The 26,198-nt window shown below is 65.9% G+C and carries 27 protein-coding genes; 22 read left to right on the forward strand and 5 right to left on the reverse strand.

The window, feature by feature from the left end:
* Positions 1 to 65: 65 nt before the first annotated feature.
* Complete coding sequence (locus LFT45_RS17875) at positions 66 to 578, reverse strand: DUF2243 domain-containing protein (protein WP_236804939.1); 513 nt, start codon at positions 576 to 578, stop codon at positions 66 to 68.
* A gap of 229 nt (positions 579 to 807) precedes the next feature.
* On the opposite strand from LFT45_RS17875, the gene LFT45_RS17880 reads away from it, so the two are divergent.
* The 7 genes from LFT45_RS17880 to LFT45_RS17910 all read left to right on the forward strand — a co-directional run bounded on the left by LFT45_RS17880 (position 808) and on the right by LFT45_RS17910 (position 6,863).
* Positions 808 to 1,962: a glutamate--cysteine ligase gene (locus tag LFT45_RS17880; protein WP_236804940.1), complete on the forward strand. Its 1,155-nt coding sequence runs from the start codon at positions 808 to 810 to the stop codon at positions 1,960 to 1,962.
* Between the two features lie 29 nt (positions 1,963 to 1,991).
* On the forward strand, positions 1,992 to 3,428 hold the full coding sequence (locus LFT45_RS17885) for a M20/M25/M40 family metallo-hydrolase (RefSeq protein ID WP_442863571.1): 1,437 nt from the start codon (positions 1,992 to 1,994) through the stop codon (positions 3,426 to 3,428).
* The gene (locus LFT45_RS17890; RefSeq protein ID WP_236804942.1) at positions 3,400 to 4,374 is read left to right on the forward strand and encodes an alcohol dehydrogenase catalytic domain-containing protein; all 975 of its coding nucleotides are present in this window, start codon (positions 3,400 to 3,402) and stop codon (positions 4,372 to 4,374) included. The genes LFT45_RS17885 and LFT45_RS17890 overlap by 29 nt, the downstream gene beginning before the upstream one ends.
* Positions 4,375 to 4,388: 14 nt before the next feature.
* Positions 4,389 to 4,955: a hypothetical protein gene (locus LFT45_RS17895; RefSeq protein ID WP_236804943.1), complete on the forward strand. Its 567-nt coding sequence runs from the start codon at positions 4,389 to 4,391 to the stop codon at positions 4,953 to 4,955.
* Positions 4,956 to 5,081: 126 nt separating this feature from the next.
* Positions 5,082 to 5,684, forward strand: a complete 603-nt coding sequence (locus LFT45_RS17900) for a Rho termination factor N-terminal domain-containing protein (protein ID WP_236804944.1) — start codon at positions 5,082 to 5,084, stop codon at positions 5,682 to 5,684.
* Between the two features lie 121 nt (positions 5,685 to 5,805).
* On the forward strand, positions 5,806 to 6,096 hold the full coding sequence (locus LFT45_RS17905) for a hypothetical protein (RefSeq protein ID WP_236804945.1): 291 nt from the start codon (positions 5,806 to 5,808) through the stop codon (positions 6,094 to 6,096).
* Between the two features lie 92 nt (positions 6,097 to 6,188).
* A complete protein-coding gene (locus LFT45_RS17910) occupies positions 6,189 to 6,863 on the forward strand; it encodes a DUF6766 family protein (protein ID WP_236804946.1) in 675 nt (224 codons plus the stop codon).
* Between the two features lie 7 nt (positions 6,864 to 6,870).
* Here LFT45_RS17910 and LFT45_RS17915 read toward each other — a convergent pair whose 3' ends face one another.
* Positions 6,871 to 7,158, reverse strand: a complete 288-nt coding sequence (locus LFT45_RS17915; RefSeq protein ID WP_236804947.1) for a DUF6221 family protein — start codon at positions 7,156 to 7,158, stop codon at positions 6,871 to 6,873.
* A gap of 73 nt (positions 7,159 to 7,231) precedes the next feature.
* The gene (locus tag LFT45_RS17920) at positions 7,232 to 7,783 is read right to left on the reverse strand and encodes a universal stress protein (RefSeq protein ID WP_236804948.1); all 552 of its coding nucleotides are present in this window, start codon (positions 7,781 to 7,783) and stop codon (positions 7,232 to 7,234) included.
* Positions 7,784 to 7,889: 106 nt separating this feature from the next.
* Between LFT45_RS17920 and LFT45_RS17925 the strand changes: the two genes are divergently transcribed.
* The 6 genes from LFT45_RS17925 (at position 7,890) to LFT45_RS17950 (ending at position 12,542) form a co-directional block, all read left to right on the forward strand.
* The gene (locus LFT45_RS17925; protein WP_236804949.1) at positions 7,890 to 8,363 is read left to right on the forward strand and encodes a hypothetical protein; all 474 of its coding nucleotides are present in this window, start codon (positions 7,890 to 7,892) and stop codon (positions 8,361 to 8,363) included.
* 206 nt (positions 8,364 to 8,569) lie between these two features.
* Positions 8,570 to 9,193, forward strand: coding sequence for an arsenate reductase/protein-tyrosine-phosphatase family protein (locus tag LFT45_RS17930; RefSeq protein WP_236804950.1), 624 nt, complete (start codon positions 8,570 to 8,572; stop codon positions 9,191 to 9,193).
* Positions 9,194 to 9,247: 54 nt separating this feature from the next.
* Positions 9,248 to 10,330, forward strand: a complete 1,083-nt coding sequence (locus tag LFT45_RS17935; protein ID WP_236804951.1) for an LCP family protein — start codon at positions 9,248 to 9,250, stop codon at positions 10,328 to 10,330.
* 29 nt (positions 10,331 to 10,359) lie between these two features.
* A complete protein-coding gene (locus tag LFT45_RS17940) occupies positions 10,360 to 10,524 on the forward strand; it encodes a hypothetical protein (RefSeq protein WP_236804952.1) in 165 nt (54 codons plus the stop codon).
* Positions 10,525 to 10,756: 232 nt separating this feature from the next.
* A complete protein-coding gene (locus LFT45_RS17945; protein WP_440157781.1) occupies positions 10,757 to 11,563 on the forward strand; it encodes a histidine phosphatase family protein in 807 nt (268 codons plus the stop codon).
* Entirely contained in the window at positions 11,547 to 12,542 is a 996-nt protein-coding gene (locus LFT45_RS17950) for an ADP-dependent NAD(P)H-hydrate dehydratase (RefSeq protein ID WP_440174599.1), read from the forward strand. The genes LFT45_RS17945 and LFT45_RS17950 overlap by 17 nt, the downstream gene beginning before the upstream one ends.
* A gap of 23 nt (positions 12,543 to 12,565) precedes the next feature.
* On the opposite strand, the gene LFT45_RS17955 is transcribed toward LFT45_RS17950, so the two are convergent.
* Complete coding sequence (locus LFT45_RS17955; RefSeq protein WP_236804953.1) at positions 12,566 to 13,984, reverse strand: ABC transporter substrate-binding protein; 1,419 nt, start codon at positions 13,982 to 13,984, stop codon at positions 12,566 to 12,568.
* A 378-nt stretch (positions 13,985 to 14,362) separates the two neighbouring features.
* Here LFT45_RS17955 and LFT45_RS17960 point away from each other — a divergent pair, with 378 nt between their 5' ends.
* Together LFT45_RS17960 and LFT45_RS17965 are read left to right on the forward strand one after the other, a co-directional pair.
* Positions 14,363 to 14,785 carry a hypothetical protein gene (locus LFT45_RS17960; protein ID WP_236804954.1) on the forward strand — a complete coding sequence of 141 codons (423 nt, stop codon included), beginning with the start codon at positions 14,363 to 14,365 and terminating at the stop codon, positions 14,783 to 14,785.
* Between the two features lie 64 nt (positions 14,786 to 14,849).
* A complete protein-coding gene (locus LFT45_RS17965; RefSeq protein WP_236804955.1) occupies positions 14,850 to 15,266 on the forward strand; it encodes a CBS domain-containing protein in 417 nt (138 codons plus the stop codon).
* Here the strand turns inward: LFT45_RS17965 and LFT45_RS17970 are convergent.
* Positions 15,260 to 16,189 carry an FRG domain-containing protein gene (locus LFT45_RS17970; protein WP_236804956.1) on the reverse strand — a complete coding sequence of 310 codons (930 nt, stop codon included), beginning with the start codon at positions 16,187 to 16,189 and terminating at the stop codon, positions 15,260 to 15,262. The genes LFT45_RS17965 and LFT45_RS17970 overlap by 7 nt on opposite strands.
* 110 nt (positions 16,190 to 16,299) lie before the next feature.
* On the opposite strand from LFT45_RS17970, the gene LFT45_RS17975 reads away from it, so the two are divergent.
* The 7 genes from LFT45_RS17975 (at position 16,300) to LFT45_RS18005 (ending at position 26,171) form a co-directional block, all read left to right on the forward strand.
* Positions 16,300 to 16,668, forward strand: a complete 369-nt coding sequence (locus LFT45_RS17975) for a LuxR family transcriptional regulator (RefSeq protein WP_236804957.1) — start codon at positions 16,300 to 16,302, stop codon at positions 16,666 to 16,668.
* Positions 16,669 to 16,773: 105 nt separating this feature from the next.
* Positions 16,774 to 17,238, forward strand: a complete 465-nt coding sequence (locus LFT45_RS17980) for a DUF4383 domain-containing protein (RefSeq protein ID WP_236804958.1) — start codon at positions 16,774 to 16,776, stop codon at positions 17,236 to 17,238.
* Positions 17,239 to 17,368: 130 nt separating this feature from the next.
* Positions 17,369 to 19,120, forward strand: coding sequence for an aa3-type cytochrome oxidase subunit I (ctaD, locus tag LFT45_RS17985; RefSeq protein WP_236804959.1), 1,752 nt, complete (start codon positions 17,369 to 17,371; stop codon positions 19,118 to 19,120).
* Positions 19,121 to 19,270: 150 nt separating this feature from the next.
* Positions 19,271 to 19,663 (forward strand): hypothetical protein, encoded by a 393-nt coding sequence (locus LFT45_RS23375; RefSeq protein WP_336885586.1) that lies wholly within the window; start codon positions 19,271 to 19,273, stop codon positions 19,661 to 19,663.
* Positions 19,664 to 20,294: 631 nt separating this feature from the next.
* A complete protein-coding gene (locus LFT45_RS17995; protein WP_236804961.1) occupies positions 20,295 to 22,535 on the forward strand; it encodes a S9 family peptidase in 2,241 nt (746 codons plus the stop codon).
* Between the two features lie 197 nt (positions 22,536 to 22,732).
* Positions 22,733 to 23,527: a peptidoglycan-binding protein gene (locus LFT45_RS18000; RefSeq protein ID WP_236804962.1), complete on the forward strand. Its 795-nt coding sequence runs from the start codon at positions 22,733 to 22,735 to the stop codon at positions 23,525 to 23,527.
* A 7-nt stretch (positions 23,528 to 23,534) separates the two neighbouring features.
* Positions 23,535 to 26,171, forward strand: a complete 2,637-nt coding sequence (locus LFT45_RS18005; protein WP_236804963.1) for a hypothetical protein — start codon at positions 23,535 to 23,537, stop codon at positions 26,169 to 26,171.
* The last annotated feature ends 27 nt before the right edge of the window (positions 26,172 to 26,198 follow it).

The following is a 26,198-nucleotide window of genomic DNA, read 5'->3' on the forward strand; positions in this document are numbered from 1 at the left end:
GCCAGCAAGGACGGCAGGCACCGGTCAGTCTTGCCAAAATAGCAGTGATCGTGCCGGAGCATAAGTCAGGTGCTCCTGACCGCGAGCGCAGCCAAACCCCGCCTATGGAGCAACCAGCCGCCAGCGATGAGTAGCAGGCTGATGGCCAGGAACCCGAGGTCCCACGCCAGCGGGCCTCCCAGGTCGTCCCGGACGTGGTGGATCTGAAGCAGCTGATGATCCACGAGGCCTTCCACGACGTTGAAGATCCCCCAGCCGGCGAGCACCAGGCCGAAATGAAAGCTCCAGTTGGGTGCCAGCCTCCCCCGGCGCCAGGCGCTAATCGTGACAACGGACGCCGCGAGGACCAGGAGCCACATCGCGAGGTGGAAAAACCCGTCCACGAGCGTGTTCACTTCCAGTCCCGGCACCGTGTCCACCGGGTGATCGTGCGTGTTGCTCACCATATGGTGCCACTGCAGGATCTGGTGGAGAACGATGCCGTCCACAAAACCGCCCAGACCCAGGCCGAAGAGAATTCCCCCCGCCTTGGACGGGGGAATTCCGGCTGCTCCGCGAAGGTCTTCCTGTCTTGCCATAGGCGTACGCTACCGCGGCCTCCCCCTGGTTACAGCCCCTGAGCCTTCCCACGTGAGGAGATGGTGGGTAATCTGGGAAAATCATCGGCCTTCACGTCTGCGGGATCAGGCGGCGGCTGAGGCTCTTGCAGGAGGGCCGCTGGTGCTGATAGTTCAGCAGCCACCACAGCCTGGGGCGTTGACCGGCCCTTTCCCATCTAGGATCTCCATGAGCCGAGTTGGACCAACTATGCATAGGGAGAAAGCCCGCACGTTCGGCGTGGAAGAAGAGTTCCTGCTCGTCGACGGCCAGACGGGGCAGCCCATGCCAGTCGCCGAACAGGCACTTTCCCGCCGCCATCATCCTGCGGGAGCAGTCCCGGGCCCGGCACTGACACTGGAGGTCAAGCAGGAGCAACTCGAGGCGGTTGGCCCAGTCTGTTCTACCCTGCAGGAGGTGGCTTCAGCTATCCGCGCAGGCCGCACCATGGCCGACGAGGCTGCCATGTCGGTGGGAGCCCGGGCAGTGGCGCTCGGCACGAGCCCCCTGCCAACGACTCCGACGGTGGTACCCCAGCCGCGGTACCTGAACATGGCTGCCCGGTTCGGACTGACCTTCCAAGAGCAACTCACGTGCGGCTTCCATGTTCACGTCCGGATCAGGTCGGCCGAGGAAGGTGTCGCGATTCTGGACCGGATCCGCATTTGGTTGCCGGTTGTGCTTGCGTTGAGCGGGAATTCCCCGTTCTGGCGGGGAACCGACAGCGGTTACGCGAGCTTCCGGTACCAGGCCTGGTGCCGCTGGCAGACCGCCGGCCCCTGCGAGCGCTTTGGCTCTGCGCGCGAATACCGGCGCCATATCCGATCCCTGCTGGCTACAGGCGTACTTCTGGATGAAGGCATGGTGTATTTCGACGCCCGCCTGTCGCGGAGCCATCCCACGGTAGAAGTTCGCATCGCCGACGTGTGCCTTGAGGCCGGCCATGCCACGGTCATTGCAGCCCTCGTGCGGGCACTGGTCGGGCAGGCGGCCCGGGAAGTGGCAGCCGGCAGGCCAGCTCCCCGCGTCTCCGCCGCGGAACTCCGTCTCGCCTCGTGGAAGGCGAGTTCGGCGGGCGTGGACGGAAACCTGGTACACCCGTTGCTTAACGCCCCGCGCCCGGCAACTGAAGTGGTGCAGGCCCTCTTGACCCATGTACACCCCTCCCTGGCAGAAACAGGCGACGAGGAACAGGTAACCACCGGGCTCGCTCGCATTCTTGCGGCCGGCACGGGTGCACGGCGGCAGCGGGAAGTGATGCTCAACAGCCAAAGCCTGACGGCCGTAGTGATGGAGGCCGTGGAACTCACACATGGAACAAGGCAGGGGCTGCCTGCTGTGCCGGGACGACTTCAATCAGCCTGACTACCCGACGGGAGCACCACCATATGGATGTGGACGATAAGGTCCGAAGCTACCTGGACGCCAACCTGCCTGCGCTGCTGGAGCGGCTGACCGAGTGGGTCCGCATACCCTCGGTGGCCGGCGTTCCCGAACGGAAACACAATCTGACCCGGTCAGCAAACTGGCTGGCCGGGGAACTGCGCGACGTCGGGTTCCCCACAACGGAGATCTGGGAGGGGGCCGATGGCCCTGCTGTCTTTGCCGAATGGTCCGGCGCCCCGGACGCCCCCACGGTTCTTATCTACAGCCACCATGATGTCCGCGCCGTCAAGGAGGAAAACTGGGACCAGACCTCCCCGTTCGACCCCGTGCCGCGGGACGGCCGCCTCTACGGCCGGGGAAGTTCGGATGCCAAGGGCCAGGTCATGGCCCACATGTGGGGCCTTCGCGCGCACCTTCACGCCACGGGACGCACGGCACCGGCCGTAAACCTCAAGGTGATCGTGGAAGGCGAGGAAGAGGCTGGCTCCCCGGGACTGGCAGACATTCTTCGGGAGCACCGGTCCCGACTGGACGTGGACGCAGTGATTTTCTCCGACACCCTGCTGTGGCGCGCCGACCATCCGGCACTCTGCACCAGCATCCGCGGCATGCTCGGGGCCAGGCTCGAGGTCTATGGTCCGCTGACGGACATTCATAGCGGCGCCGTGTCCGGCACCGCGCCCAACCCTGCCTTCGCGCTCAGCAACGTGCTTGCGCAGCTGCATGACCAAAAAGGCAGGATCACGCTCCCGGGCTTCTACGACGACGTCGAGGAGATCTCTCCCCGCCGCCGTGCCGAACTGGCCGCACTCCCATTCGACGCGGAGGACTGGCTGGAGCGTTCGCATACCCGCAGCATCGGCGGCGAGGAAGGCTACACGGTTCCGGAGCGGCTCTGGGAGCGTCCCGCCGTCGAGGTCATTGCGGTGGCGGCTGGGGACCCCATCGGCGTTGCCCGGGCAGCGGTTCCCTCGATGGCGTCGGCGGACCTCAGCATCCGCACCGTCTCCGGGCAGAAAGTGAAAGAAGTCGCTGACCAGCTCCGGCGCTGGGTTGCCGCGACCATCAGTGACCGCTACGCCTACGAGCTGTCGATCGAAACCGAGACCGCCCAGGAAGCCTACCGAACGCCGGACTGCGTATTTGTAGAGGCCCTCTCGGTGGCAATGGCAAAGGGCTTCGGGGCTGGCGACGTGGGGCGGATGGGAAACGCGGGCGGCGGACCCGCCGACCTTCTCTCCTCCGCGCTGGATGTTCCGGTGGTCTTTTTCGGGACGGGGCTGGTGGAGGACAACTGGCACGACAGCGACGAAAGCGTAAACATCGACATCCTGAAAGCGGGCGCAGCGACGCTGGCATTTCTCTGGGATGTACTGGGGCGGAAACAGGACGCCCTCTTGACCTCCTCGCTGCCGGGTGGAAGAAAAAGACATTCCAAAGGTTGAACATCCTAACGACGCCATTGCGCGCGTCTCCCTGGCAGCGACCTGCGGCTCGGACCTGCATCTTTATCACGGCATGATGCCTGACACCCGGGTGGGGATGACGTTCGGGCACGAATTTGTCGGCACGGTCCACGAGGTCGGATCCTCTGGGCAGAACCTGAAGCCCGGGGACCGTGTGATGGTGCCGTTCAACATCTTCTGCGGGTCGTGCTACTTCTGCGCCCGGGGGCTTTATTCCAACTGCCACAACGTGAACGCGAACGCCACGGCGGTGGGCGGCATTTACGGGTACTCCCACACCTGCGGGGGTTACGACGGCGGGCAGTCCGAGTATGTACGCGTGCCCTTTGCGGACGTGGGACCTTCCCTGATTCCCGAGTGGATGGACGAGGAGGATGCGGTACTGCTCACGGACGCCGTCGCCACGGGTTACTTCGGCGCCCAGCTCGGTGACATCAGTGAAGGCGACACCGTGGTGGTCTTCGGTGCCGGACCGGTGGGACTATTCGCTGCCAAGTCCTCGTGGCTGATGGGGGCCGGGCGGGTGGTGATCGACGCCGTGGGCGCAGAAGCGGACGGCAACCTCACCCAGCATGTGACGTCCTCCCAGCTGAAGTTGCAGGGCGGGTCGCCTGTGGCCCTCAATTGGGCCATTGATTCTGTCCGCAAGGGCGGGACAGTGTCCGTGATGGGGGCCTACGGTCCCATGTTCAGCGCCGTTAAATTCGGCGACGCCGTGAACAAGGGCCTGACGCTGCGGATGAACCAGTGCCCGGTCAAGCGGCAGTGGCCGCGGCTCTTCGAGCACGTCCGCAACGGCTACCTCAAACCCAGCGACATTGTCACGCACCGCATCCCGCTGGAACACATCGCGGAGGGGTATCACATGTTCTCCGCCAAGCTTGATGGGATCATCAAGCCGCTCATCGTCCCGAGTGCCAGCTGAAAGGAGCGGATGCCATGCCCTACACAGCAGATAAGCCCCAGCCGAAGGAAACCAGCGAGCAACTGCGGGCCCGCATCCCGGGGTGGGGCGTAGACCTGGACCCGAAGGACCGGCCGTCCGTGCCGCGGGAACGCAGGGACCGCCCCACCGGGGCCCACTGGGAGTTCCCTGAGCGGCAGGAAGAGAAGGTACCGCGGGAGCGGTCCATCGAGCACAAGTTCCTTACCCCCGTCTTCGGCACGTCCACCCCGCCCGCCGGCGTCTCCGGAACCCTGCGCAGGTTCGCCTACCGGTACAGCGAAGGCCGGGCGGCCCACTGGCTGATCCTGCTCGCCGCCGACCGCGTGAACGCCTGGGAGGCCCATCTGGGGTCCTTCGTTTCGCTGCATCCGGACAACCCGATCACCGAAACCGGCGTCCTCAGTGAGTTCTCCGGGCACGGCGTCCGGTCACGATTCGGCAAGAAACGTGCCGACCTCGCGCACCAGTGGATCGACCCTGCCCTGGTCGCGGGCCCATGGATCCTCGCCGGTGCGGCCGTAGTGGCCATTGCCCGAAACTTGCGCCGGCACAAGGCCTGACATCCCAGAGTCGAAAACGCACTTCTCCTGTTCAGAGGGATGGGACAGCTTGACGGCGCGCACCGCACGGACTAGACAATAAGTAGCCTTAGTAATTGTTGACGTCCTGCACGAGGAGGAATTGCCATGAGCGACAAGCCAGGTAACCAGACGCCGAACACGCCCGATGTCAGCGAGACGGAGCTGCGCGAGATGAAGGTGGATGCACTGCGCCAGGAGGCGAAGGACGAAAACGTCAGCGGGACTTCCGGGATGCGCAAAGAGGAACTGGTGCAGGAAGTCGCCAAAGCCCGTTCCGAAGGCGGGGGCAACGACGACGGCGGCGCTGACGCTGGTGATCTGGGCGCCGGCCCCGAAGGCGGCAAGATCCGCCACGGCAACGCCTCGTCCAGCTCCTTGAAGTATTCGCAGGAGGTCACCTCCACTGAGGATGAGCCCGAACGGGAGGGCCGCAGCCTGGCCACGACCCACCACGAGGTCATCAGGCAGTGGGCCGAGGAACGCGGTGGGGTGCCGGCCACGGTTGAAGGCACCGAACACGGCGACCATCTTGGCGTGCTGCGCATAGATTTCGGCGGCAACGACACCAACCTGCGCCGCGTCAGCTGGGAGGAATGGTTCAAGACGTTTGACGGCCGAGGCCTGAATTTCATCTACCAGGAACAGCGTACGGATGGAACGCAGTCCAACTTTTTCCGTCTTGAAAACCCGGAACGTGAAGACGCATAGGGCACGGCGAGGCCTCCAGCCTGCATTTCTCGCCCTGCTCACGGTTGCAGGGGGCGCACTTTCCGGTTGCGCACCGGAGGGAACTGCGGCGTCCCTCGCAGCCGAAGAATTCCACCGGGATGTGGCCAATTCCGACATGACCGCGGCATGCTCGCTGCTCCAGTCCAAGACGCGGGAGGACACAGCCCGGGCGAGTGACGCCGGGACGTGCGAAAGCCAGCTGGAAAAGGCAAAAATTCCGGACGCCGGGAAGCTGCTGAGCACCGAGCAGTTCGGCCGCGACGCCTTCGTGGAGTTCGAGAACGACGTTGTCTTCCTGGCCGCCTCCGATGCGGGCTGGAAAATAACGGGCGCCGGTTGCAAACCCAACGGAGAAGAAGCGCCGTTCACCTGCGAAGTGGGAGGCAAATAGAATGCGCTGGAGCTTTGCCCTTTATCTCATCCTGATCTTCGGCGGACTGGCCTACATGGCCATCGTCGGGCTCGTTCGGGGATAGGCGGACGGTGAAAAAAGCACTCAGAAATAACGGCCTTAGCCTCTTCTTCGGCGTGATCTTCCTTCTGGCCCTGCTGGGCCAGGCGCTCACCGGCCACGCACTTTTCAACGAGGAGCAGGTCGCCTCCGGGCTGGAGGAGATCAGCTTCACGCAGTACCTGGTGTCGTCGAACTTTGCCGTGGACGTCTCCGAAAACTGGCAATCCGAGTACCTGCAGTTCCTGCTATACATCTTCGCCACCATCTGGCTGGTCCAGAAGGGATCCCCCGAGTCGAAGGAACTTGACGAGCCCGGCATCGAGTCGGATGAGGAACAACTCGTGGGCGAGTACAGCAATGCGAAATCCCCCAAGTGGGCGCGCGTTTCCGGCTGGCGCCGCACCCTGTACTCCAACTCGCTGTGCCTCACCATGGGGCTGATCTTCCTCCTGTCCTGGCTGGTCCAGTCGATTGCCGGCAACAGTAACTACAACCAGGAGCAGATCCAGAATTTCCAGCAGCCGGTCAGCTGGCCTGAGTACATCGCCTCGCCGGAGTTTTGGAACCGCACCCTGCAGAACTGGCAGTCGGAGTTCCTCGCGGTCGGTTCCATGGTTGTGCTGTCGATCTACCTTCGCCAGCGCGGCTCACCGGAGTCCAAGCCCGTCGGCTCGGCGCACGACGACACCGGCGCCACCGGCTAGTGCCGCCTCACAGCCCGTCAACGGTCCAGCCTTCCTGGTAGTCCGGGTGGTCCTTGTAAACCGCGGCGAGGGACATCAGGACGTACTCGCTCGTGGTGCCAATCGCGGAGGGGACATCGGTGACCAGCGGGACATTGCCCAGAATCACTCGTTTGGCCGCGCATTCCGAAAGCACGCGCCCGGGATTGAACCAGCCGACAACGGGTCCCGCCGATCCCTCCATCTCCAGTCCCCGCCGGGCATCCGCCTCGTCCTCGGCGATCCGCGCTTCCAGAAAATCGATCAGGTCGGCCATGTGAAGTCCCTCGCATTCAGCTTGTCTGGGTGATGGTGTTTGTGTGTGGACCGTCAGGCTAGTCCGAACAGCGTCAGGCGTCCTCCTTCGGGCGGTGCCGTCTCTGCGGAGCGAGCGGAACAACCACTACCGGCCGGGTCTGCCAGTGCGTCAGGTGGCCGGCCACCGAGCCGAGCAGCAACTGCTCCAGCCGCGCGCCCACCCCGCCTTCGCGCGTGCCCACCACAATGACCGAGGCATCCGCCGAATCGGCCAGCCGCGCCAGCGCCCGCGCGGGTTCCCCGACAAGGGTCAGGAGCGACCAGCGGATCCCCGCCTTGCCGAGGACAGCCTGCAGGTGCTCCCTCAGGTGGGCGCTCGTTTGCTCGGCGTCGTCGACGGTTCCGTCCTGCCCCGCCGTTTGCAGCAGGTCCTGGTCGTCCCGCTCGTTGCTGAGGTAGGAGGTGATGTCCACGTAGGCACAGATGAGCTTGACGTTCAGGGAGTACGCCAACCGGGCGGCGCTGTGCACGACGGCGGCCGGCTGCCCGGGCACGATGCCGGCCACCACCGGGCCGGCAATCCGCTGGGGGACGAATTCGTCCTCCCCGCCCGGAGAACCGGCCTTCCTTGCTGGCTCATTCATGAGTGATGCCATTCCACACTGTCCTCACGGCAGATCCGGGTGACTCTCATTGCCAGCCTACTAGGACCCACTGGCATCGGCGGGCAACCAGGTGGAGGATGGGCGCATGGCGGAACGTGATGGTCGCACACAGTTTGCTGTTGCCGGCTGGCTCTTCGGGTCCGCCAGTGTTGTCCTGGGCTTGGTCATTCACGCTGCGGCCGGCCATACCGTGCCTGCGGCGCCGATCGTCGTCGCCACCGCCGCGCTGCTGAGCCTGGCCGGCGCAGCCGTCACCCGCCTTGGTGTTCCGAACTGGGCCCTGCTGGTGCTGGCCGGGGTGGGACAGCAGGTCATTCACTGGGCGTTCGCATTCTTCTCCAACCCGTTGGCCACCACCACCCTGGCCGGCCACGGACATGCAGCCGCAGCCCAGTTCACCGGCCCCGGCCTGCTGCTGGCCGGCGTGCCAACCCAGCCCCTGCACGTGCTGCTCTATGCGCACGTTGCGGCGGCGCTGCTGACATTTCTGCTGGTCCAGCGGCTGAAAAAATCGGCCCCGAAGCGGTTCAGCCCGGGGGCGGCAGCGTACCCCAGATAGGGCAGGCCGAAGGCGTCCCCGATGCTGGGCCAGCAGACATGAGTCCCGGGCCATGCTGGCACCGCTGTCCCGGTAGCAGCATGAAAGAAAGCTGGGAGTTGTTTGGGAGGGCGCACCCCGATCCTCCGGAAGACGGGTTGGCTCACGTGTTAAGTTGAAGTGGTGGGACAGGCCTGTCCTGCGCGCCAGACTGAGAGAGCCAATACGTGGAATCGCCTTCGCCAGTCCGAATCCTGACCGTCTGCACGGGCAACATCTGCCGTTCCCCCGTGGCGGAACGCCTGCTCCAGGCAGGCCTTGACCAGGTGCTCCCCGGCGGCTTCGAGGTGCGCAGCGCGGGAACCCGCGCCCTGGTGGGTGACCCCGTCCAGCCGCTCTCCGCGGACATCATCCACACCTTCGGCGGCACGGCCGAGGGCTTCGCGGCACGCCAACTGTCGGGCAAGATTCTTCGGAACGTGGACCTGGTCCTCACCATGACGTCGGGGCACCGGGGCGAGGTGCTGCAGCTGGACGCGTCGCTGCTGAAGCGCACCTTTACCATCCGCGAGTTTGCCAGGATGCTCGACGTACTGGAGGAGCGCGAGGACCAGCCACCCCGGAGCGGCGGCCTCAACGGTGAACGGCTCGCGGCCAACACCAAGCTGTGGCGCAAGCTTCCCGCCAAGGCAGCATCCGTGCGGCACCTCGCGCTGGCCCCAGACGCCGCGGACAACGACGTCGTCGACCCCTACCGCCGCAGCGACGAGTACTACCGGCAGATGGAAGACGAACTGGCCCCGGCGATCATCTCCATCCTGCGTTTCGCCCGGCTGAACGCGCCCTCTTAAACCCGGCCGGCCGCCGTCGTTCTCATGAGCGACTTTTGATGGTAGCGTCCGATCATGAAATCCCGGAACAGTCCGGGAGCAGGGGGCAACGGCGACCCCGCTCCAGGTGCCAATGGCGGCGCCAAACCCAAGCGGACCATACGCAACGTGGTTTTAATAGGGCTGCTCGGGATTGCCCTGGTGGCCTCCGGCTTCCTGTTCAATGTGGCACAGATATGGAATACCCAGACCGCCAAGACAGAGATCAGCGCGGCCCCGGAAAACCCTCCGCAAACAGCCACCGCCAAACCTTCGCCCGCCAAACCGGTGAAGCCCCCACCCCCGCCCACGCTGCCGATGAACATCCTGCTCATCGGCAGCGATCACCGTAAAGGCGACGCCCCCACGCCCAAGGGCCTGCCGAACCAGCGCTCGGACGTCCTGATTCTGGTGCACCTCGCGGCCGACGGCAAACACGCCTACGGCATCTCGCTCATGCGCGACCTGTGGGTTTCGATCCCTGGATACGGCGAAGCAAAGATCAACGCCTCGCTCGAGCAGGGCGGCATGCCGCTCGCCGTGAAAACAGTGGAATCGCTGTTCGGGCAGAAGATCCAGCACTCGGTCATGATCGATTTTGAAGGCTTCAGGGGAATCACCGAGGCGCTCGGCGGCGTGGACGTGAACGTTCGGGAGGCCTTCACCTCGACGCACGACACGCACCAACATTTTCCCGCCGGAGTGAACCGGCTCAAGGGCCAGCGCGCGCTCGAATTCGTCCGCGAGCGCTACGCATTTGCAGACGGTGACTTCCAGCGCGTCGCGAACCAGCAGCTTTTCCTCCGCTCCACGCTGGGCAAGCTGCTCTCGGCCCGCACCCTGGCGAACCCGGTCACGCTCTACAAGCTGGTCAGCACAGCGTCCAAGTACATTACGGTGGACAAGGGCCTCAATGCTGCGACGCTGGCCAGCCTCGCCTACAGCCTGCGGAATGTCCGGGTGGAGGACGCGGTCTCGTTCACGCTTCCGACGGCGGGATTTGGGACCAGCACCGACGGGCAGTCGATCATCCTGCCGGACTACGGCGCCGTGGCCCAGGTTGGCGCAGCGCTGGGGAAGGACCGGTTGGGGCAGTACGCCGCCACGCTGGGGAAGTGAGACGCTCTCAAATAAGGGGAAATTATTCGATGAGAAAACTCTTATGGATCATCGTTGCCGTCGCGGTGGCGTTTTTCATCGTGGGCGCCGTCATCAAGGCGGTGGCCTTCCTGCTGTGGGTGGCGCCGGTCCTCCTGCTGGCAGCCGTGCTGGTGTTCTTCATCAACCGCTCGGGCGGCCAACGCATCCCCTGACCCTTCCAACGCTTCCTCAGATCCTGCACGTTTCGGCCCATCGCTTCCTCACGTCTTACCTGAGGAAGCGTGCCGGAAAAGGCGACGAGATGTGAGGAAGCGTGCCGAAAAGGGCGACGAGACCTGAGGAAGCGTGTGGGGTTGCGCGGCGGGTGGTTACTCTGCTGACATTCCGGGTACGGCACTAGTAACGTGGAAAATTCGCAGGCCTAGGCTGAACGGGAGTGCAATCGTGGGACAGAACGGAATCTCCGCTGACGGAACGCACAAGGATGCCCCGGTACCGGCTGCCTGGACCGCCGGTGCCGTGGAACTCATCCTGATCCGGCACGGCGAGAGCCAGGGCAACGTGGCCGCCACCGACGCAACGGTTTCGGGCGCCGAGGTGATCGCGGTCCCGGCCCGTGATGCCGACGTCGAGCTTTCCTCCACTGGGCGGGAACAGGTGACGGCCCTGGGCCGCGCACTGGCGGCGGTTCCCGAGGACCGCCGGCCCGACGTCGTCATCTCCTCCCCGTACATGCGTGCCTACCAGACGGCGGAGATCGCCGTGGAGACGGCGGGCTGGCCCGTCCCCGTCCGCTCGGACGAGCGCCTCCGCGACCGCGAACTGGGCATCCTGGACATGCTCACTGCCTTTGGCGTGGAAACCCGGCTTCCGCAGGAGGCAGAACGACGGCGGTGGCTGGGCAAGTTCTACTACCGCCCGCCGGGCGGGGAATCCTGGGCGGACGTGGCACTCCGGCTTCGTTCCGTGATCGGGGAACTGAACGCGCTGGGCAGCGGCCACCGGGTGATGCTGGTCTGCCACGACGCCATCGTCATGCTGTTCCGCTACATCCTCGAAGGCATGTCCGAACGGGAGCTCCTGGACGTGGCGGCCAGCAATCCGGTCCTGAACGCCTCGATGACCCGTTATGTGCGGCCGGACGGCGTGGGCCCGTGGACGCTGGACAGTTTCAACGTGGCCGACCACCTGATGGAGCAGGGCGTTGAAGTGACGGAACACGCCGGGGACGCCAGTGTCCACCCGCGCTGAACCTGCCAGGGCGCCTGCCGCCGACAGTGCCGCCGGCGCGGCCGCCACCCTGATCACGCCGACGCTGCTGCGGAGCTGGCCGCTGCCCTCGGCCGGTTCCGACAAATACTCCCGCGGCGCGGTGCTGGTCATCGGCGGCGGCCGGCGCACTCCGGGTGCCGCACTGCTCGCCGGCACCGCCGCACTGCGCGCCGGAGCCGGCCGGGTGACCCTGGCCGTAGCGGAGTCAGTGGCCGTTCAGCTGGGGGTGACGCTGCCGGAGGCAGGGGTGATCGGGCTGCCCCAGTCCGCAGGCGGTTCCGTGGCCGATGCCGGGCTGGAAAACCTGCTCGCGGACTTCGATGCGGCCGATGCCGTCCTGATCGGCCCGGGACTGGACGACATCGAGCAGACCGAAGCCCTCCTCCGCGGCCTGCTGCGGCATGAGTCCTCCCGGGATCCGGGTGATGCTCCGACAGTTGTGCTTGACGCCTACGCCCTGGGCGCCCTCCCCCGGCTGCTCGACGAACTGGGCCCCTGGGCGGGGCGGCTGATCCTCACGCCGAACCCCACCGAGGCCGGGATCCTGCTGGGCCGGGACGCTGCGGACTTGGCGGCCGACGTCGTCGAGCTCGCCCGGAAGTACCGGGCGGTGGTGAGCTGCCAGGGCGTCATTGCCGGGCCTCCCGGCGTGGGAAACCCCGACGGCGGCGCACCCGGCACCGGCCCCCCCGGCGTCGACTTCCCGGACACCGGAGACCACTGGGAAATCACTACCGGATACGGCGGCCTGGGGACGTCCGGCAGCGGCGACATTCTGGCGGGTGCGATTGCCGGGCTCCGCGCGCGGGGCACCAGCGACGCCCAGGCCGCCTGCTGGGGCACGCACCTTCACGCCGCAGCAGGCGACAGGCTCGCCAGCCGGGTGGGCAGCCTGGGCTATCTGGCTCGGGAACTTGCCGAGGAACTGCCCCCGCTCATGATGGAGTTGTCCACCTAGCAGCGGCCAGCGCAACCGGCGGCTCACTTCATTGACTTCAGGATGGAGCGGAGGGACGCGGCGGCCTTGGCGGCTGCGGCCTGCGGCCCGGCCCGGCCCGCTGCAACGTCGCTGACGGCATTCGCTATGGGCAGTTCGTTCGTAGCAGCAGCGGCAAGGTCACCGTGGCCCGGGACAATCCCCCAGTGTTCCAGGTCCCCGGAGCCCTGCAGCACGGTGGAGAGAAGGTCTTTTCCGTAGACGCTGCCGAAACGCTCAGCCTTTCCCGCTGCCACGGGAATGGACATCCAGGCCTCCGCGTACTCGCCCGGATTTGCGGCGCTGCCGGAGCGCACGGGAACCCGCTCCTCCGGGGCGATTGCCAGCCAGTCGGCATAGCCGTCGGTCAGGAAGTACTCCACGAACCGGCGGGCAGGTTCGGTGTCCGAATCAGCTGTCACGGTCCACGAGATGACCTCGCCGAAGTGTGCCGGACGCTGCCCGTTGGGACCCTGGAGGCCGGCAACTACCCCCGTGTTCCGCGCCAGGAACAGCGGGTCTTTGCTGCATTCGGGGCAACTGGGCCGTGCGTCAACGCGGGTGCCGGCCAGTTCATCCAACATGTGCGTGGGCCAGATCGCCATGGCGGCCTTGCCGGCGAAGTACGCGGTCCGCACCGTATCAACATCCTGGACGCCGGGCCTGGAGTAGTCCCTGAGCAGGTCTCGGTAGAAGGCGAGCGCCGCCACGCACTGCGGGCTGCCGAACGTGATACGACCCTTGGCATCGACCATCTCGCAGCCGTTGCCCTGCGCAATGTGCTCAAAGGACTGCTGCGTGAACGCCTGGCCGGTCTTGTTGGCCGCGACAATGCCCGCCAGCTCCGGGGAATTCAGCTTCCTGGCCGCGGCAACAATGTCCGCGTACGTCCGCGGCGCCTTCAATCCAGCCTCGGCGAAGAGGTCCTTGCGGTAATAGATCAGCTGCTGCCAGGCGGAGCCGGGAACGGCCAGCTGCTGGCCGTTTTCGCGGGTCAGTTCGAGTGCGCGGGCCGTCCAGGTTTGTTCGCCGAGGCTCTGCACTATGTCCGCATTTGTCTTGTAGTTGATGTGGCCGGCCGCCGCCATGGTCCGGACCTGCCCCAGCGACAGGGAAGCCATCACGTCGGGAAGGTCTCCGGAGGCGGCCGAGGAGGTCAGCACCTGGTTGAAGCGGTGCGGGGGCACCCCCACAAGGTCAGCCTTGATGCCTGTGGCCGCGGTGAAATCCTCGATGACCACCCGAAGCTTGGCCATGCGGTCCGGAAGCGTCTCGGTGGTCCAGACCGTGATGTTGTGGTGGTCGGCGTCCAGGTTGGGTGCGGGTGGCTGCCCGTTGCCGGACGTGCACGACACCAGGAAGGCCGCCGCCAAGGACACCGCCGCTAGAACGCCCGCCCTGACGTGGCCTCTGGTCCTATTCACCTGGCGCTCCTGCCAAACGGTGCCGCAGTATGGGTGCACGGCGGGCAACGAACCCCCGCGCACAACTAGGAGACCTGTATTAAGAGCGTATCCAATTGCTGCCCGACTGTCAGCAGGGCGGGGCTTCCGCACCGCTCGGGGCGCAAATGAAGGGACGGCCCCCGCTCATTCCGCCGGAGGCCGTCCGCGAGAGGATCCGGATGCTGCTGCCGTGCGCTATCAGGGATTGAAGGCGTACGACGGCGGCCGGCCGGCTGTTTCGGCGGAGCCCGGCCGGCTGGGGCTCCTATTGCTTGCTCCGGGAGGGCGGGAGTATTTTAAGCGTGGGATTGAGCTCAAGCAGCAGGGCACCGATGCCCCCTTACCAGGAGCACGTCAATGACGACTATCTCCAACGCCCAACTGCCCGGCGAAGCGCAGCGTCCCTCCGGCGACCCCTTGTGGTGTTCCGAGTGCCAGACGGATGAGCACCTGATCGTCGAGTCGATCGAGGCCCTTCATCCCCCGCAGGACGGCTTAGTGGACGTGTCCTACACCTGCGTCGAGTGCGACCACTTCTATGCCCACCCGGCCGGCGTCCACGATGTCGCCGGTGTGCTGAACCGTCACGGCCAGGTGATGGGGGTGCTGCAATTCGGCGGCGAATACTTCCACTGCGGCGCGCCGATGACATCGGCCAGTTCGGGAACCAGCAGCATCTTCGGCTCGGAGCTCGGCCGGCACCGCACCATCCACGACGTGCATCTGCCCACCCGGCTGCTGCACTGCGTCTGCGGGTTCCAAATGGAGGTGCCGGACTGACAAGGACCGCAGGGAGCGGCGGCAGCCCGCCGTCGTACGGGCAACGAAGGTGAGGAGAACGGCAATGTCCATCTTGGCACGCGACATCATGACCGGTGGGGCAGAGTGCATCGGCGCCAACGAAACCCTGGAACAGGCGGCCAGGAAGATGAAAGACCTCGACGTTGGTTCCCTCCCGATCTGCGGTGAAGACAACCGGCTCAAGGGCATGCTGACCGACCGGGACATCGTGGTCCGCTGCCTGGCGGAAGGCGGCGACCCCAAGAGCACCAAGGCAGGCGATCTCGCCGAAGGCAAGCCCGTGACCATCGGCGCCGACGACACAGTCGAGGAAGCCATCAGGACCATGCAGCAGCACCAGGTGCGCAGGCTGCCGGTCATCGACGGCCACGACCTGATCGGAATGCTCAGCCAGGCCGACATTGCCAGGAACTATCCGGAGGACCGGGTGGGCGAACTAGTGGAGTTCATCTCCTACTGAGCGCCAGAGCGGGTGCCGGGCTGCCCATCGCCGGAACCGGGCTGCCCGTCGCCGCTGTCGGCAGGCTCGGTGTCGGCAGGCTCGGTGGGCGAGATCTGGGCGTCCGGGTACACCTGCTCGGGGCGGTCGCCGTAATAACGGGCGAGCCAGCGGCACAGCCCGTCGAGGCCGGGAAACAGCACACGTTCGGTGACGTTTGCCTGGTCCAGGTGGTTCCGGATGGCCCATTTCAACTCAGCCGGAAACACCACCTTGCGGTACAGCTCCGGATGCTCCGCCAGCCAGTCCGCCAGCGAAGCCTCCGGATCCGTCATGATCGAGAACACGGCGGACTGGTTGACGATCCGGTCATCCAGTGACGGAGGTTCAAAGAACAGCGGGACGCCGCCGCCGTCGTCGGACCTGTATTCATCGAAGCCTTCCAGCGACTCAGCCGCAGCGGAGAGGATTTCTGTGGTGAACAGGCCGTGGCCCAGCGGCTCCACATGGGTCCGCAGGCCCGACGGCAGCAGCTCGTGCGCCGCCACGTAGTCCACGCACCAAACCACACCGGGCCGCCCGTAGCCCCGGAGGTTCGAGGTGGCGAAGTGGAGTGCGACGTACGGGGAGAACGTCCAGTCGAGCAGGCGGGTTGGAAGTCCGTGGTGCTGCGCGACGCTCAGCCAGTTCCAGAGCGAATCGCCAGGCGTGGCATTCCGGTGGGCGTACTTCTTGAAGTTGCGCAGCAGGTGCTGCTCCAGGCCACCGGCGGCTTCAGCCTGCAGCCTGGCGAGGCCGGTCTCCAGCGGGTATTCGTCCGAGGAGAGGCCGCGGTAGGCGATGTTGATGCGGTACTTGGCCTCCGACGGCTGCCACTGGTCCTGGGTCAGGGCAAAGACCAGCTCCTGAAGATCTCCAACTTGGACTTCCTGTCCGTTTCCCACAGAACCGCCTTTTGGACTGGCGCCAACACAAGTTGCGCCGGGTACTTATCTTCAGATACTAATCATGCTTACTATATTCATGCCAGCATTGGACAACCGCAGGAGAATCTATGCGCAGAGTGTTTGCCACTTTCACCGCCGTACTTGCCCTTGCCGGTGCCGGACTTTTGCTCGCTGCACCGTCGTATGCAGGGCCATCCGTTACGAGCGCAACGGCGGCTGTCCACGCCGGGACAGTCCAAGCTGTCGCGGTCCAGACGGGCACGTCCGATGCGGCCGGAACGCCCGCGCCCACCGGAACGTCGTCCCCGTCCGCAACCCCGTCGGAGCCTCCGGCCAACCCAGGCACCGGAGAACCGGCCGAATCGGAAGCCAACCGCCTCAACTACGCCCCGTACGTCATCGCGGCGGTATTGATTGTCACCCTGATCGTCATCTTTGTCTGGCGACGCCGCCGCGGGAACAAAACCGTGGTCTAAGTGCCGCCGAGAACGGGCTTCCATAACAGGGCCACATCAGAGTAGCCGCTTCACCAGTTCCAATTGAGTAGCCGTTTCACCACTTCCAATTAAGGAGTAGGCGCCATGACCACCATGGACAGCGCGGCCGGTGCAAGGTCCCGGCTGCAAAGGGCCGCCCAGGCCGTCGGAGCAGTATTCCTGCTCGTCGGCATCCTCGGCTTCATTCCCGGCATCACCTCGAATTACCCGTCGCTGGGAATGGCCGGACCCGCCTCCGAAGCCATGCTTCTGGGCGTCTTCCAGGTATCCATCCTGCACAACATCGTCCACCTGCTCTTCGGCGTGGCCGGACTGCTCATGGCCCGGACGCCGGGACAGGCCAAGAGCTACCTGCTGTACGGCGGGGTCATATACCTGGTCCTCTGGCTGTATGGCCTGCTCATCGGCCACGACACCGCAGCAAACTTCGTTCCGGTCAATACAGCTGACAACTGGCTGCACTTCCTGCTGGGCGTCGGCATGATCGGACTGGCCCTGTTGCTCTCCCGCAACACCAGGAGGGTCCACGGTCCAGCCACGGGCCATTAATCTGTAAACCTTTTGCGGGGGTGCCGCAGGCGCTATCCTGATGCCGTCGGTTCTGTGAACCGCTCACGGTGTTGCCGGCACCCCCGCACCAAACGGGGCGTTGAAGCGCGATGCCGGGGAGTGGCAGAAAATGACCGCATATCAGCAACCAGCCAGCACCACCGCCACCGAGGCTCCTCGTGTGGTGCCCCGCCGAAAAGGCAACATGGTGGTCAAGTGGATCACCTCCACAGACCACAAGACCATCGGGTACATGTACCTGATCGCGTCCTTCGTTTTCTTCTGCCTCGGCGGCGTGATGGCTTTGATCATCCGCGCAGAGCTCTTCGAACCCGGCATGCAGATTCTGGTGACGAAGGAACAGTACAACCAGATGTTCACCATGCACGGCACGGTCATGCTGCTCATGTTCGCCACCCCGCTGTTCGCCGGCTTCACCAACGTGATCATGCCCCTGCAGATCGGTGCACCTGACGTCGCGTTCCCCCGGCTGAACGCGCTGGCCTTCTGGTTCTTCCTGTTCGGCTCCACCATCGCCGTGTCCGGCTTCATCACCCCGCAGGGATCGGCGTCCTTCGGCTGGACGGCGTACGCGCCGCTTAACAACACCACGTTTACACCGGGCATTGGCGGTGACCTCTGGGTCTTCGGCCTGGCACTGTCCGGCTTCGGCACGATCCTAGGCGCGGTCAACTTCATCACCACCATCATCTGCATGCGCGCCCCCGGCATGACCATGTGGCGCATGCCGATCTTCACCTGGAATACCTTCATCACCTCGGTGCTGGTGATCATGGCCTTCCCGCCACTGGCCGCCGCGCTGTTCGGTGTCGGCGCGGACCGCCGCTTCGGCGCCCACATCTACGACCCCGAGAATGGCGGGGCGTTGTTGTGGCAGCACCTGTTCTGGTTCTTCGGGCACCCCGAGGTGTACATCATCGCGCTGCCGTTCTTCGGCATCGTGTCCGAGATCTTCCCGGTCTTCAGCCGCAAGCCGATCTTCGGCTACAAGGGCCTGGTCTACGCGACCATCGCCATCGCCGCCCTGTCGGCCACGGTCTGGGCGCACCACATGTACGTCACCGGCTCCGTGCTGCTCCCGTTCTTTGCGCTCATGACCATGTTCATCGCGGTCCCCACCGGCGTGAAGTTCTTCAACTGGATCGGGACCCTGTGGGGCGGTTCGCTGACATTCGAGACCCCCATGCTGTGGAGCATCGGCTTCCTCATCACGTTCCTCTTCGGCGGCCTGACCGGCATCATCCTGGCCTCCCCGCCGCTGGACTTCCACGTCTCCGACTCCTACTTCGTGGTGGCACACTTCCACTACGTGGTCTTCGGCACCGTGGTGTTCGCGATGTTCGCCGGCTTCTACTTCTGGTGGCCGAAGTGGACGGGCAAGATGCTCAACGAGCGCCTCGGCAAGATCCACTTCTGGATGCTGCTCGTGGGCTTCCACGCCACGTTCCTGATCCAGCACTGGCTAGGCGTTGAAGGCATGCCCCGCCGCTACGCGGACTACATGCCGCAGGACAACTTCGAGGCCATGAACCAGTTCTCCACCATTGGCTCGTTCCTGCTGGGGGCCTCGCTGATTCCGTTCTTCTGGAACGTTTTCATCACCGCCCGGAGCCGGGAAAAGGTGGAAGTCGACGATCCCTGGGGCTTCGGTGCCTCGCTGGAATGGGCCACGTCCTGCCCGCCGCCGCGGCACAACTTCACGTCCCTGCCGCGCATCCGCTCCGAACGCCCCGCCCTGGACCTGCACCATCCCGAGCTGCGCGTTCGCGAACACGACGCCGTGCACTCCCCGGTGGCTGACGCTCTGGGTGCTGCAGACATCGGCGAGCGCGACGTGAAGAACCCGAATCCGGACGTCTGATCCGGCGGCTCCTGGCACTCAGGCCCGGCCGCTGCCGCAGGCACCTTCCGGCACAGACTGAGGCCCCGGACTCCTTGGGGAATCCGGGGCCTCGCTGTGTTCAGTTCAAGTAGCTGTGCAGTTCAGCAAGGTGTGCAGTCCAGCTAACTTATGAACCGCTCAAGCAGCCGCAGCGACCGGGAAGCGGCGCGCTCGGGCGCCCGTACCGCCGTCGGCCGGGGCCAGGACGCGGACGTTGCATTCGGACTGCTGCGGATCAATGGAACGCGGCAGGTGGTGCGTTTTGGAGCATTCCCGCAACTGTTCCAGCGCGACGGGTTCGACACGGGCGTGGCTGACATCGACGACGAGCTGCAGGCCCTGACGGAGGTGGTTGGCGCGCTTCATAACGACGTAAAGAGCTTGGATGCTTTGGGCGGTTACATGTCCCTGGGCGGCGACCTGAGCCTCACCGCAGTCAAGGTCCACGCGGACCAGTACCTTGAGCTTCTGGTTCAAAACTTCTCCCCTCATGCTTGGCCGCGACGCTGCGACCGGATCTAACCCTAGCCTGCATGTGACTCAGGTAACAGGAAAATCCCGAATGTTGCGGAATTGGGACATTTCCCTGCTGCTCGGCATGCGGTTGGCGACGCGCATTTGGGCCCGGGACACGAAAATGGCCCGGCGATGCGGGAATCCCCGCATCGCCGGACCATGTGCGCGTCCTCAGGTATTTTGTGCGTCCCCAGCTAGTTTCCGCGTCCCCAGGTATTTTGCGTGTCCTCACCGCCATCCTCACGCGTTCGACGACGACGGCGGACGGCCGGCGGGCAGCCTAACTGCGGGTCGGGTCGGGGCGCAGTGGCTCGGGCCCGGGGTCCGGCACCGGAAGCGGGCCGGGCGGCTCGGGCGTGGGAACAGGGTTCGGCGGTGCGGGACGGGACGGGTCCGGCCGCATCGGATCCGGTCCGGGCTCCGGCGGAAACGGCTCCGGTTCATGCACTGGCGGGATGGTCATGCTTCCCCCTCGAAGGCTCGTGTGGGTTCATATTGCTGACGCGAGTTCAGGATACGCCCGGCGCCTGAACGGGGACAGGGCCTTGGCTTGCGGGCGGAGAGCGTCAAAAAGCCAACCTCTCCCCCGGTAGCGAACGGCAGCCCAAATGTCGGAGCGGCTCTATATATTGAGGAAATGACCCACACTCCGCTGCAGCAACCCGCAAGCTCCTCCGCCGCTGCCCCGCCCCGGCCGCCCGTCGCCAAGAGGGTGCCGGCCGAGCGAACGCATCACGGGGATACCTTCCTGGACCAGTATGAGTGGCTGCGGGACAAGGAGTCCGAGGAAGTCGTGGCGCACCTGAAGGCAGAGAACGCCTACCAGGAAGCCCTGACGGCCCACCAGGAACCGCTGCGCGAGGCCATCTTCCAGGAGATCAAAAGCAGGACCAAAGAGACAGACCTGTCCGTTCCCAACCGCAAGGACAGCTGGTGGTACTTCAGCCGGTCTGTCGAGGGCAAGGAGTACGGCATCCAGTGCCGGGTCCGCGCCCGAAACACAGGCAATCCCGTGGCGGAGTGGACGCCGCCGGCTGTGGAGGCCGGCGTCGAGATCCCCGGTGAGGAAGTCCTGCTGGACGGCAACGTCGAGGCCGAAGGCAAGCCGTTCTTCTCCGTGGGCGGCACCGCAGTCACCATCGACGGAAACCTTTACGCCTACGCCGTGGACAACTCCGGCGACGAACGGTTCACCCTGCGGATCAAGGACCTGCGAACCGGCGAACTGCTGCCGGACATCATCGAGAACGTCTTCTACGGGGTTTCCTTCTCCCCGGACGGCACCCGCATCTTCTACACCGTGGTGGATGATTCCTGGCGGCCGTACCAGGTCAAGTCCCACGTCCTGGGAACCCCCGTCACCGACGATGAGGTGATTTACCAGGAGGATGACGCCGCCATGTGGCTGGGCTTTGAGCTCTCCTCGGACCGGCGTCACCTCGTGCTCGGCATCGGCTGCTCCGAGTACAGCGAAACGCGCCTGCTGCGCTTTGACGACCCCGCGGGCGGCCTGTCCACCGTCATCTCCCGCAACGAGCGCGTGCTTTACGAGGCCGAACCCTTCCTGCTTGAGGGCCCGGACGGGCAGAAAACCGAACGCATCCTGATCACCCACAACCGCAACGCCGTGAACTCGATGGTCTCGCTGGTGGACCCGGCCGAGCTGTCCAAGCCGCTGGCCGAACAGCACTGGAGCACCGTCGTCGAGCATTCCGACGACGTCAGGGTCAACGGGGCGGGGGTCACCGCCACCCACCTGGTGGTGTCGATCCGGAAGGACACCATCGAGCGGGTCCAGGTGATGCCCCTGTCCGGGCTGGGCACCGCCGCCCAGCAGGCTCCGGTGGAGCCCGCATTCGATGAGGAGCTGTACACCTCGGGGGTGGGCGGCTCCGACTACGAGGCCCCCGTCATCCGGCTGGGCTACACGTCCTACTTCACCCCGTCGCGGGTGTACGACTTCGTCCTGCCCACGCCGGAGCGGCCGGCCGGCGAACTGCTGCTGCGCAAGGAAAGCCCGGTGCTCGGCGGCTACGACGGCTCCGACTACGTGGCCACCCGGGAGTGGGCCGAGGCCGCCGACGGCACCCGGATCCCCCTGTCGGTGCTGCGGCACAAAGCCGTCAAGCAGGACTCGACGGCGGCCGGGCTGGTTTATGGCTACGGCTCGTATGAGCTGAGCATGGACCCGGGCTTCGGCATCGCCCGGCTTTCCCTGCTGGACCGCGGAGTTGTGTTCGTCATCGCCCACATCCGCGGAGGCGGCGAACTCGGCCGGCACTGGTACGAGGACGGCAAGAAGCTCAGCAAGAAAAACACGTTCACAGACTTCATTGCGGCCACAGACTGGCTGGCGCAGTCCGGCTGGGTGGCACCGGACCGGATCGCCGCACTGGGCGGATCCGCGGGCGGCCTGCTTATGGGCGCGGTGGCCAACCTCGCCCCGGAGAAGTACACCGCCATCGTGGCGCAGGTTCCGTTCGTTGATCCCCTCACCAGCATCCTGGACCCCGAGCTGCCGTTGTCGGCCCTCGAGTGGGAGGAATGGGGCAACCCGATCACCGATCCCGCGGTGTATGAGTACATGAAGTCGTACACGCCGTACGAGAATGTCCGCGAGGTTGCCTACCCGAAGATCGCGGCGGTGACGTCCTTCAACGACACCCGCGTGCTCTACGTGGAGCCGGCCAAGTGGGTGCAGGAACTGCGGAACAAGACCACGGGCAGCGAGCCGATCGTCATGAAGATTGAGATGGACGGTGGCCACGGCGGGGCTTCGGGCCGCTATGTGCAGTGGCGCGAGCGGGCCTGGGATTACGGCTTCATTGCGGACTCGCTAGGGGCCACGGAGCTGCTGCCCGGCGCCGGGCTCAAATAGCCCATCCGTTGCTCCGGAAGTGCCCTTTTGAACCCTGAGAAGGGCATCTTCGGAGCAATGAAGGGGTTTTGTGGGGTTCCCGCCTGCGCTGAGGTGTTTTCAGGAAATAGTAATCCTGCTTACTATTGACGGGCATACGGGCTCGGTGCACCTGTCCGCTGGGGGCGGGGAATCCGACGCCGGAACTGGAGCCTAGCGTGAGCAATGAACAGGGATTGACCCCGCTTTCCGACGACGAACTCAATGCGCAGGCGGGCACCGCCCTGCCGGACAAGGAAGTCGCGTCCGTACTCGACCTCAACGCGGACCTCGACTTGGGCATCAGCGCCGCCGCGCCGATCGACCTCGCCGTGGCGGCCAATGCCAACGTCGCAGCGCCGATTGACGCGGCGGCCTCCGCCAACATCCTGTCCTTTGGGTCGGAGTCGCAGGCCCTCGCCGACCAGGGCGTCATCATCGACCAGGGAATTACGGCGGATGCCACGGCGGACTCCGCGCAGGACAGCACCATCACCCAGGGGTCCGGTGTTGACGGCGGTAATGCTGACGGCGGAAATGTCGACGGCGCGACGCCGGACAGCACCTCGGATGGCGTCATCGACGGCGGCACTCCCGACAGCACCTCGGATGACGTCATCGACGGCGGCACGCTGCCCGATGGCACGGTTCCCGACGGCACCCTTCCGGACGGAACCCTTCCCGACGGCACGGGTGTCGGTGCCCTACCCGTCGATCCGGCCGATGCCCTCGGCGGAGACCTGCTCAACGTCAACGTAGATCTCGCGGCCGACGCCGACATCGCCGCACCCATCAACGGCGCCGTGGCTGCGAACGCCAACGTTGCCGCGCCCATCGACGCGGCAGTTGCAGCCAACATCGGCTCGATCGACAGCGATGCCTTCGCCGTGGCCCAGCAGGACGCCATCATCACGCAGGACATCGACGGCGAGGCAACCGCATCGGCAGATCAGCAGTCCGATCTGCAGCAGTAGTTCCTGAATGAGCGCCAAACACAGCGGGCCGTCCGGAGTGGACGGCCTGCCGGTTTCCCCTACGCCCCCAGCCGGCCCGGTTCCCTCACCGGATCCGGTTCCCTCACCGGGTCCGACGACGGCGGGCGGGTCCCCCACGCGAGGTACCCGCGCCGCCGTCGTACTCAGCCCTGGCACAAGCGGCGACGTGCCGGTGCGGGCGGCGGGGATCCAGCTCATCGGTGAGGCGAAGGGGTCCGGGTACCGGGAGGCCCCTTCGCTGGTCCGCCGAGCCGACGGCCAGACCATCCAGCTCACCCGGCTGCTTTTTCACGTCCTCGAAGCCATCGACGGTGTTCGGGACGTGGATGAGATCGCCGAGGTGGCCAGCCCGCGGTCAGGCCGGCTCATCACCGGAGACAATGTCAGGACGCTGATCGAGGGGCAGCTGCTGCCACTTGGCCTGCTGCAGCTGGCGGACGGGTCGCAGCCGGAAGTCCGCCGAACGGATCCGCTGCTGGGCATGCGATTCCGGTACACCGTCACGGACCCGGAACGCACCCGGAGGCTGACGGCCCCGTTCGCGGTGCTGTTCAATCCCCTGATCGTGGCAGTTGTCGCCGTGGGATTCCTGGCATCGTGCTGGTGGGTCCTGATGGTAAAAGGCCTGGCCTCCGCCACGCACGACGCCTTCGCCAACCCTTGGCTGCTCCTGCTGATTTTCGCCGTCACGGTACTGTCGGCCGGCTTCCACGAATTCGGCCACGCCGCTGCAGCACGCCGCGGCGGTGCTACTCCCGGCGCGATGGGTGCCGGGCTCTACCTCGTCTGGCCAGCCTTCTACACGGATGTCACCGACTCCTACCGGCTGGGGCGTGGTGGCAGGCTGCGGACGGATATGGGCGGCCTGTACTTCAACGCCATCGTCGCGATCGCCACCATGGGTGTCTGGTGGGCGACAGGTTTCGATGCGCTGCTCCTGGTGGTGCTCACGCAGATCCTGCAAATGGTGCGCCAACTCCTTCCTCTGGTCCGCTTCGACGGGTACCACATCCTGGCCGACGCCACAGGCGTGCCCGACCTCTTCCAGCGGATCCGGCCAACTCTGCACGGGCTCCTGCCCTGGCGCTGGGGCAAGCCTGAACCCGAGGCGCAGGCCCTTAAGCCGTGGGCGCGGGCCATCATCACGGTCTGGGTCCTGGTCACCGTCCCCCTGCTGCTGCTCAGCCTGGTGCTCATGGTTGTCTCCTTCCCGCGGCTCCTGGGCACGGCGTGGGCGAGCCTGCAGCATCAGCAAGCCCTTCTGTCCGGAAGCCTTGCGAGTGGAAATGTTGGTGACGGTGCCGTGCGCGTGCTGGCGATTGCCGCCGTCGTCCTTCCCGTGCTGGGCGTGGTGTACATGCTGCTGCGGCTGGCGCGGCAACTCCTCACGGGACTCTGGACCAAAACCCGGGGCAGGCCCCTGCAGCGCGCCACCGCCTTGGCAACGGCGGGCGCCGTCGCCGCCGGGCTGGCGTGGGCGTGGTGGCCAGGGCCCGACAACTACCGCCCGGTGCAGCCCTACGAACGCGGGACCCTCGCCGATGCCACGGCCGCCGTCTATCCGGCCATGGCTGGTCCCGACGGCGCCCTTCACGAGGGCCGGACGGGGCAGACCGTGGCGCTCTGGCCGGACGGAACGGCGCTGCCCACGCGGGAGGAGCCGCAACTCAGCATGGTGCTCGTGCCGAGGCAAGGAGCAGCAACCGCATCCGCTCCGGGCCAAACGGAACGCAACCAGCCCGGCCCGGCCCGAGACCAAAGCCCGGGTACGGCAACCGGTGACGCCGCGCCGCCGTCGTGGGTTTTTCCCTTCGACAAGCCCCCGGCCCCGGAAGAAGACGGCAACCAGGCACTCGCCGTGAACACGACCGACGGCTCCGTTACTTACGACGTCGCGTTCGCGCTGGTGTGGGCCGAGGACGGGCCGGTGGACACCCGCAACGAGGCGTACGCCTTCGCCAGTTGCACGGACTGCGCGGCGGTGGCCGTCGGGTTCCAGGTGGTGCTGATCGTTGGCCAGGCGGATGTGGTGGTCCCCGAGAACCTGTCCGCCGCCGCGAACTACAACTGCCTCCGCTGCCTGACGTACGCCCTGGCCAGCCAGCTGGTACTCACCCTGGACGGGCCGCTCAGCACGGACGGCGTGGCCCGGCTCAATGCGCTGTGGCAGGAGATCGCCGAGTTCGGACGCACCCTGCAGGGCGTTCCCCTGTCCGAGATCGAGGGACGGTTGGGCGCCTACAAGGAACAGCTCATGGAGATCATCCGAACCGATCCAAGCGCCACGCCCCAAACCGGCACGGGCGCGCCGTCGCCGGGATCATCGCCGTCGCCCGGAGCCACTGGCGGGTCTGACCCGGGCTCGGGATCCCAGCCGGGTGCACCGACGCCGGGCCAGCCGGCCGTCCCGTCGCAAGGTGCGCAGTCGGGCGCAGCATCTCCGGGTGCCCCGCCGCCAGAAACGACGGCGGGCCCTGCGGTTCCCGCGCCAGCCTCCACAGGTGCGGCCCCGGACCCCGCAGTTCCCGCACCAGCCCCCACAGGTGCGGCCCCGGACCCGGCGGCTACGGGTCCTGCCAGCGCGGCGCCCGGGTCACCGACGCAGGACGCGGCCGGCCCGTAGACCCCCGGGCGGCGAAATAACGAGCGC

Source organism: Arthrobacter sp. FW305-BF8 (assembly GCF_021789315.1).
Taxonomy (GTDB): Bacteria; Actinomycetota; Actinomycetes; order Actinomycetales; family Micrococcaceae; genus Arthrobacter.

Bases quoted from the DNA above. Each gene is read 5' to 3' on its own strand.
- LFT45_RS17960 (WP_236804954.1), top strand. From the start codon at position 14,363: ATGACGACTATCTCCAACGCCCAACTGCCCGGCGAAGCGCAGCGTCCC.
- LFT45_RS17975 (WP_236804957.1), top strand. From the start codon at position 16,300: ATGCGCAGAGTGTTTGCCACTTTCACCGCCGTACTTGCCCTTGCCGGT.
- LFT45_RS17875 (WP_236804939.1), bottom strand. From the start codon at position 578: ATGGCAAGACAGGAAGACCTTCGCGGAGCAGCCGGAATTCCCCCGTCC.
- ctaD (WP_236804959.1), top strand. From the start codon at position 17,369: ATGACCGCATATCAGCAACCAGCCAGCACCACCGCCACCGAGGCTCCT.
- LFT45_RS17895 (WP_236804943.1), top strand. From the start codon at position 4,389: ATGCCCTACACAGCAGATAAGCCCCAGCCGAAGGAAACCAGCGAGCAA.
- LFT45_RS17915 (WP_236804947.1), bottom strand. From the start codon at position 7,158: ATGGCCGACCTGATCGATTTTCTGGAAGCGCGGATCGCCGAGGACGAG.
- LFT45_RS17935 (WP_236804951.1), top strand. From the start codon at position 9,248: ATGAAATCCCGGAACAGTCCGGGAGCAGGGGGCAACGGCGACCCCGCT.
- LFT45_RS17965 (WP_236804955.1), top strand. From the start codon at position 14,850: ATGTCCATCTTGGCACGCGACATCATGACCGGTGGGGCAGAGTGCATC.
- LFT45_RS17900 (WP_236804944.1), top strand. From the start codon at position 5,082: ATGAGCGACAAGCCAGGTAACCAGACGCCGAACACGCCCGATGTCAGC.
- LFT45_RS17940 (WP_236804952.1), top strand. From the start codon at position 10,360: ATGAGAAAACTCTTATGGATCATCGTTGCCGTCGCGGTGGCGTTTTTC.
- LFT45_RS17980 (WP_236804958.1), top strand. From the start codon at position 16,774: ATGACCACCATGGACAGCGCGGCCGGTGCAAGGTCCCGGCTGCAAAGG.
- LFT45_RS17880 (WP_236804940.1), top strand. From the start codon at position 808: ATGCATAGGGAGAAAGCCCGCACGTTCGGCGTGGAAGAAGAGTTCCTG.
- LFT45_RS18005 (WP_236804963.1), top strand. From the start codon at position 23,535: ATGAGCGCCAAACACAGCGGGCCGTCCGGAGTGGACGGCCTGCCGGTT.
- LFT45_RS17920 (WP_236804948.1), bottom strand. From the start codon at position 7,783: ATGAATGAGCCAGCAAGGAAGGCCGGTTCTCCGGGCGGGGAGGACGAA.
- LFT45_RS17925 (WP_236804949.1), top strand. From the start codon at position 7,890: ATGGCGGAACGTGATGGTCGCACACAGTTTGCTGTTGCCGGCTGGCTC.
- LFT45_RS17995 (WP_236804961.1), top strand. From the start codon at position 20,295: ATGACCCACACTCCGCTGCAGCAACCCGCAAGCTCCTCCGCCGCTGCC.
- LFT45_RS23375 (WP_336885586.1), top strand. From the start codon at position 19,271: ATGAACCGCTCAAGCAGCCGCAGCGACCGGGAAGCGGCGCGCTCGGGC.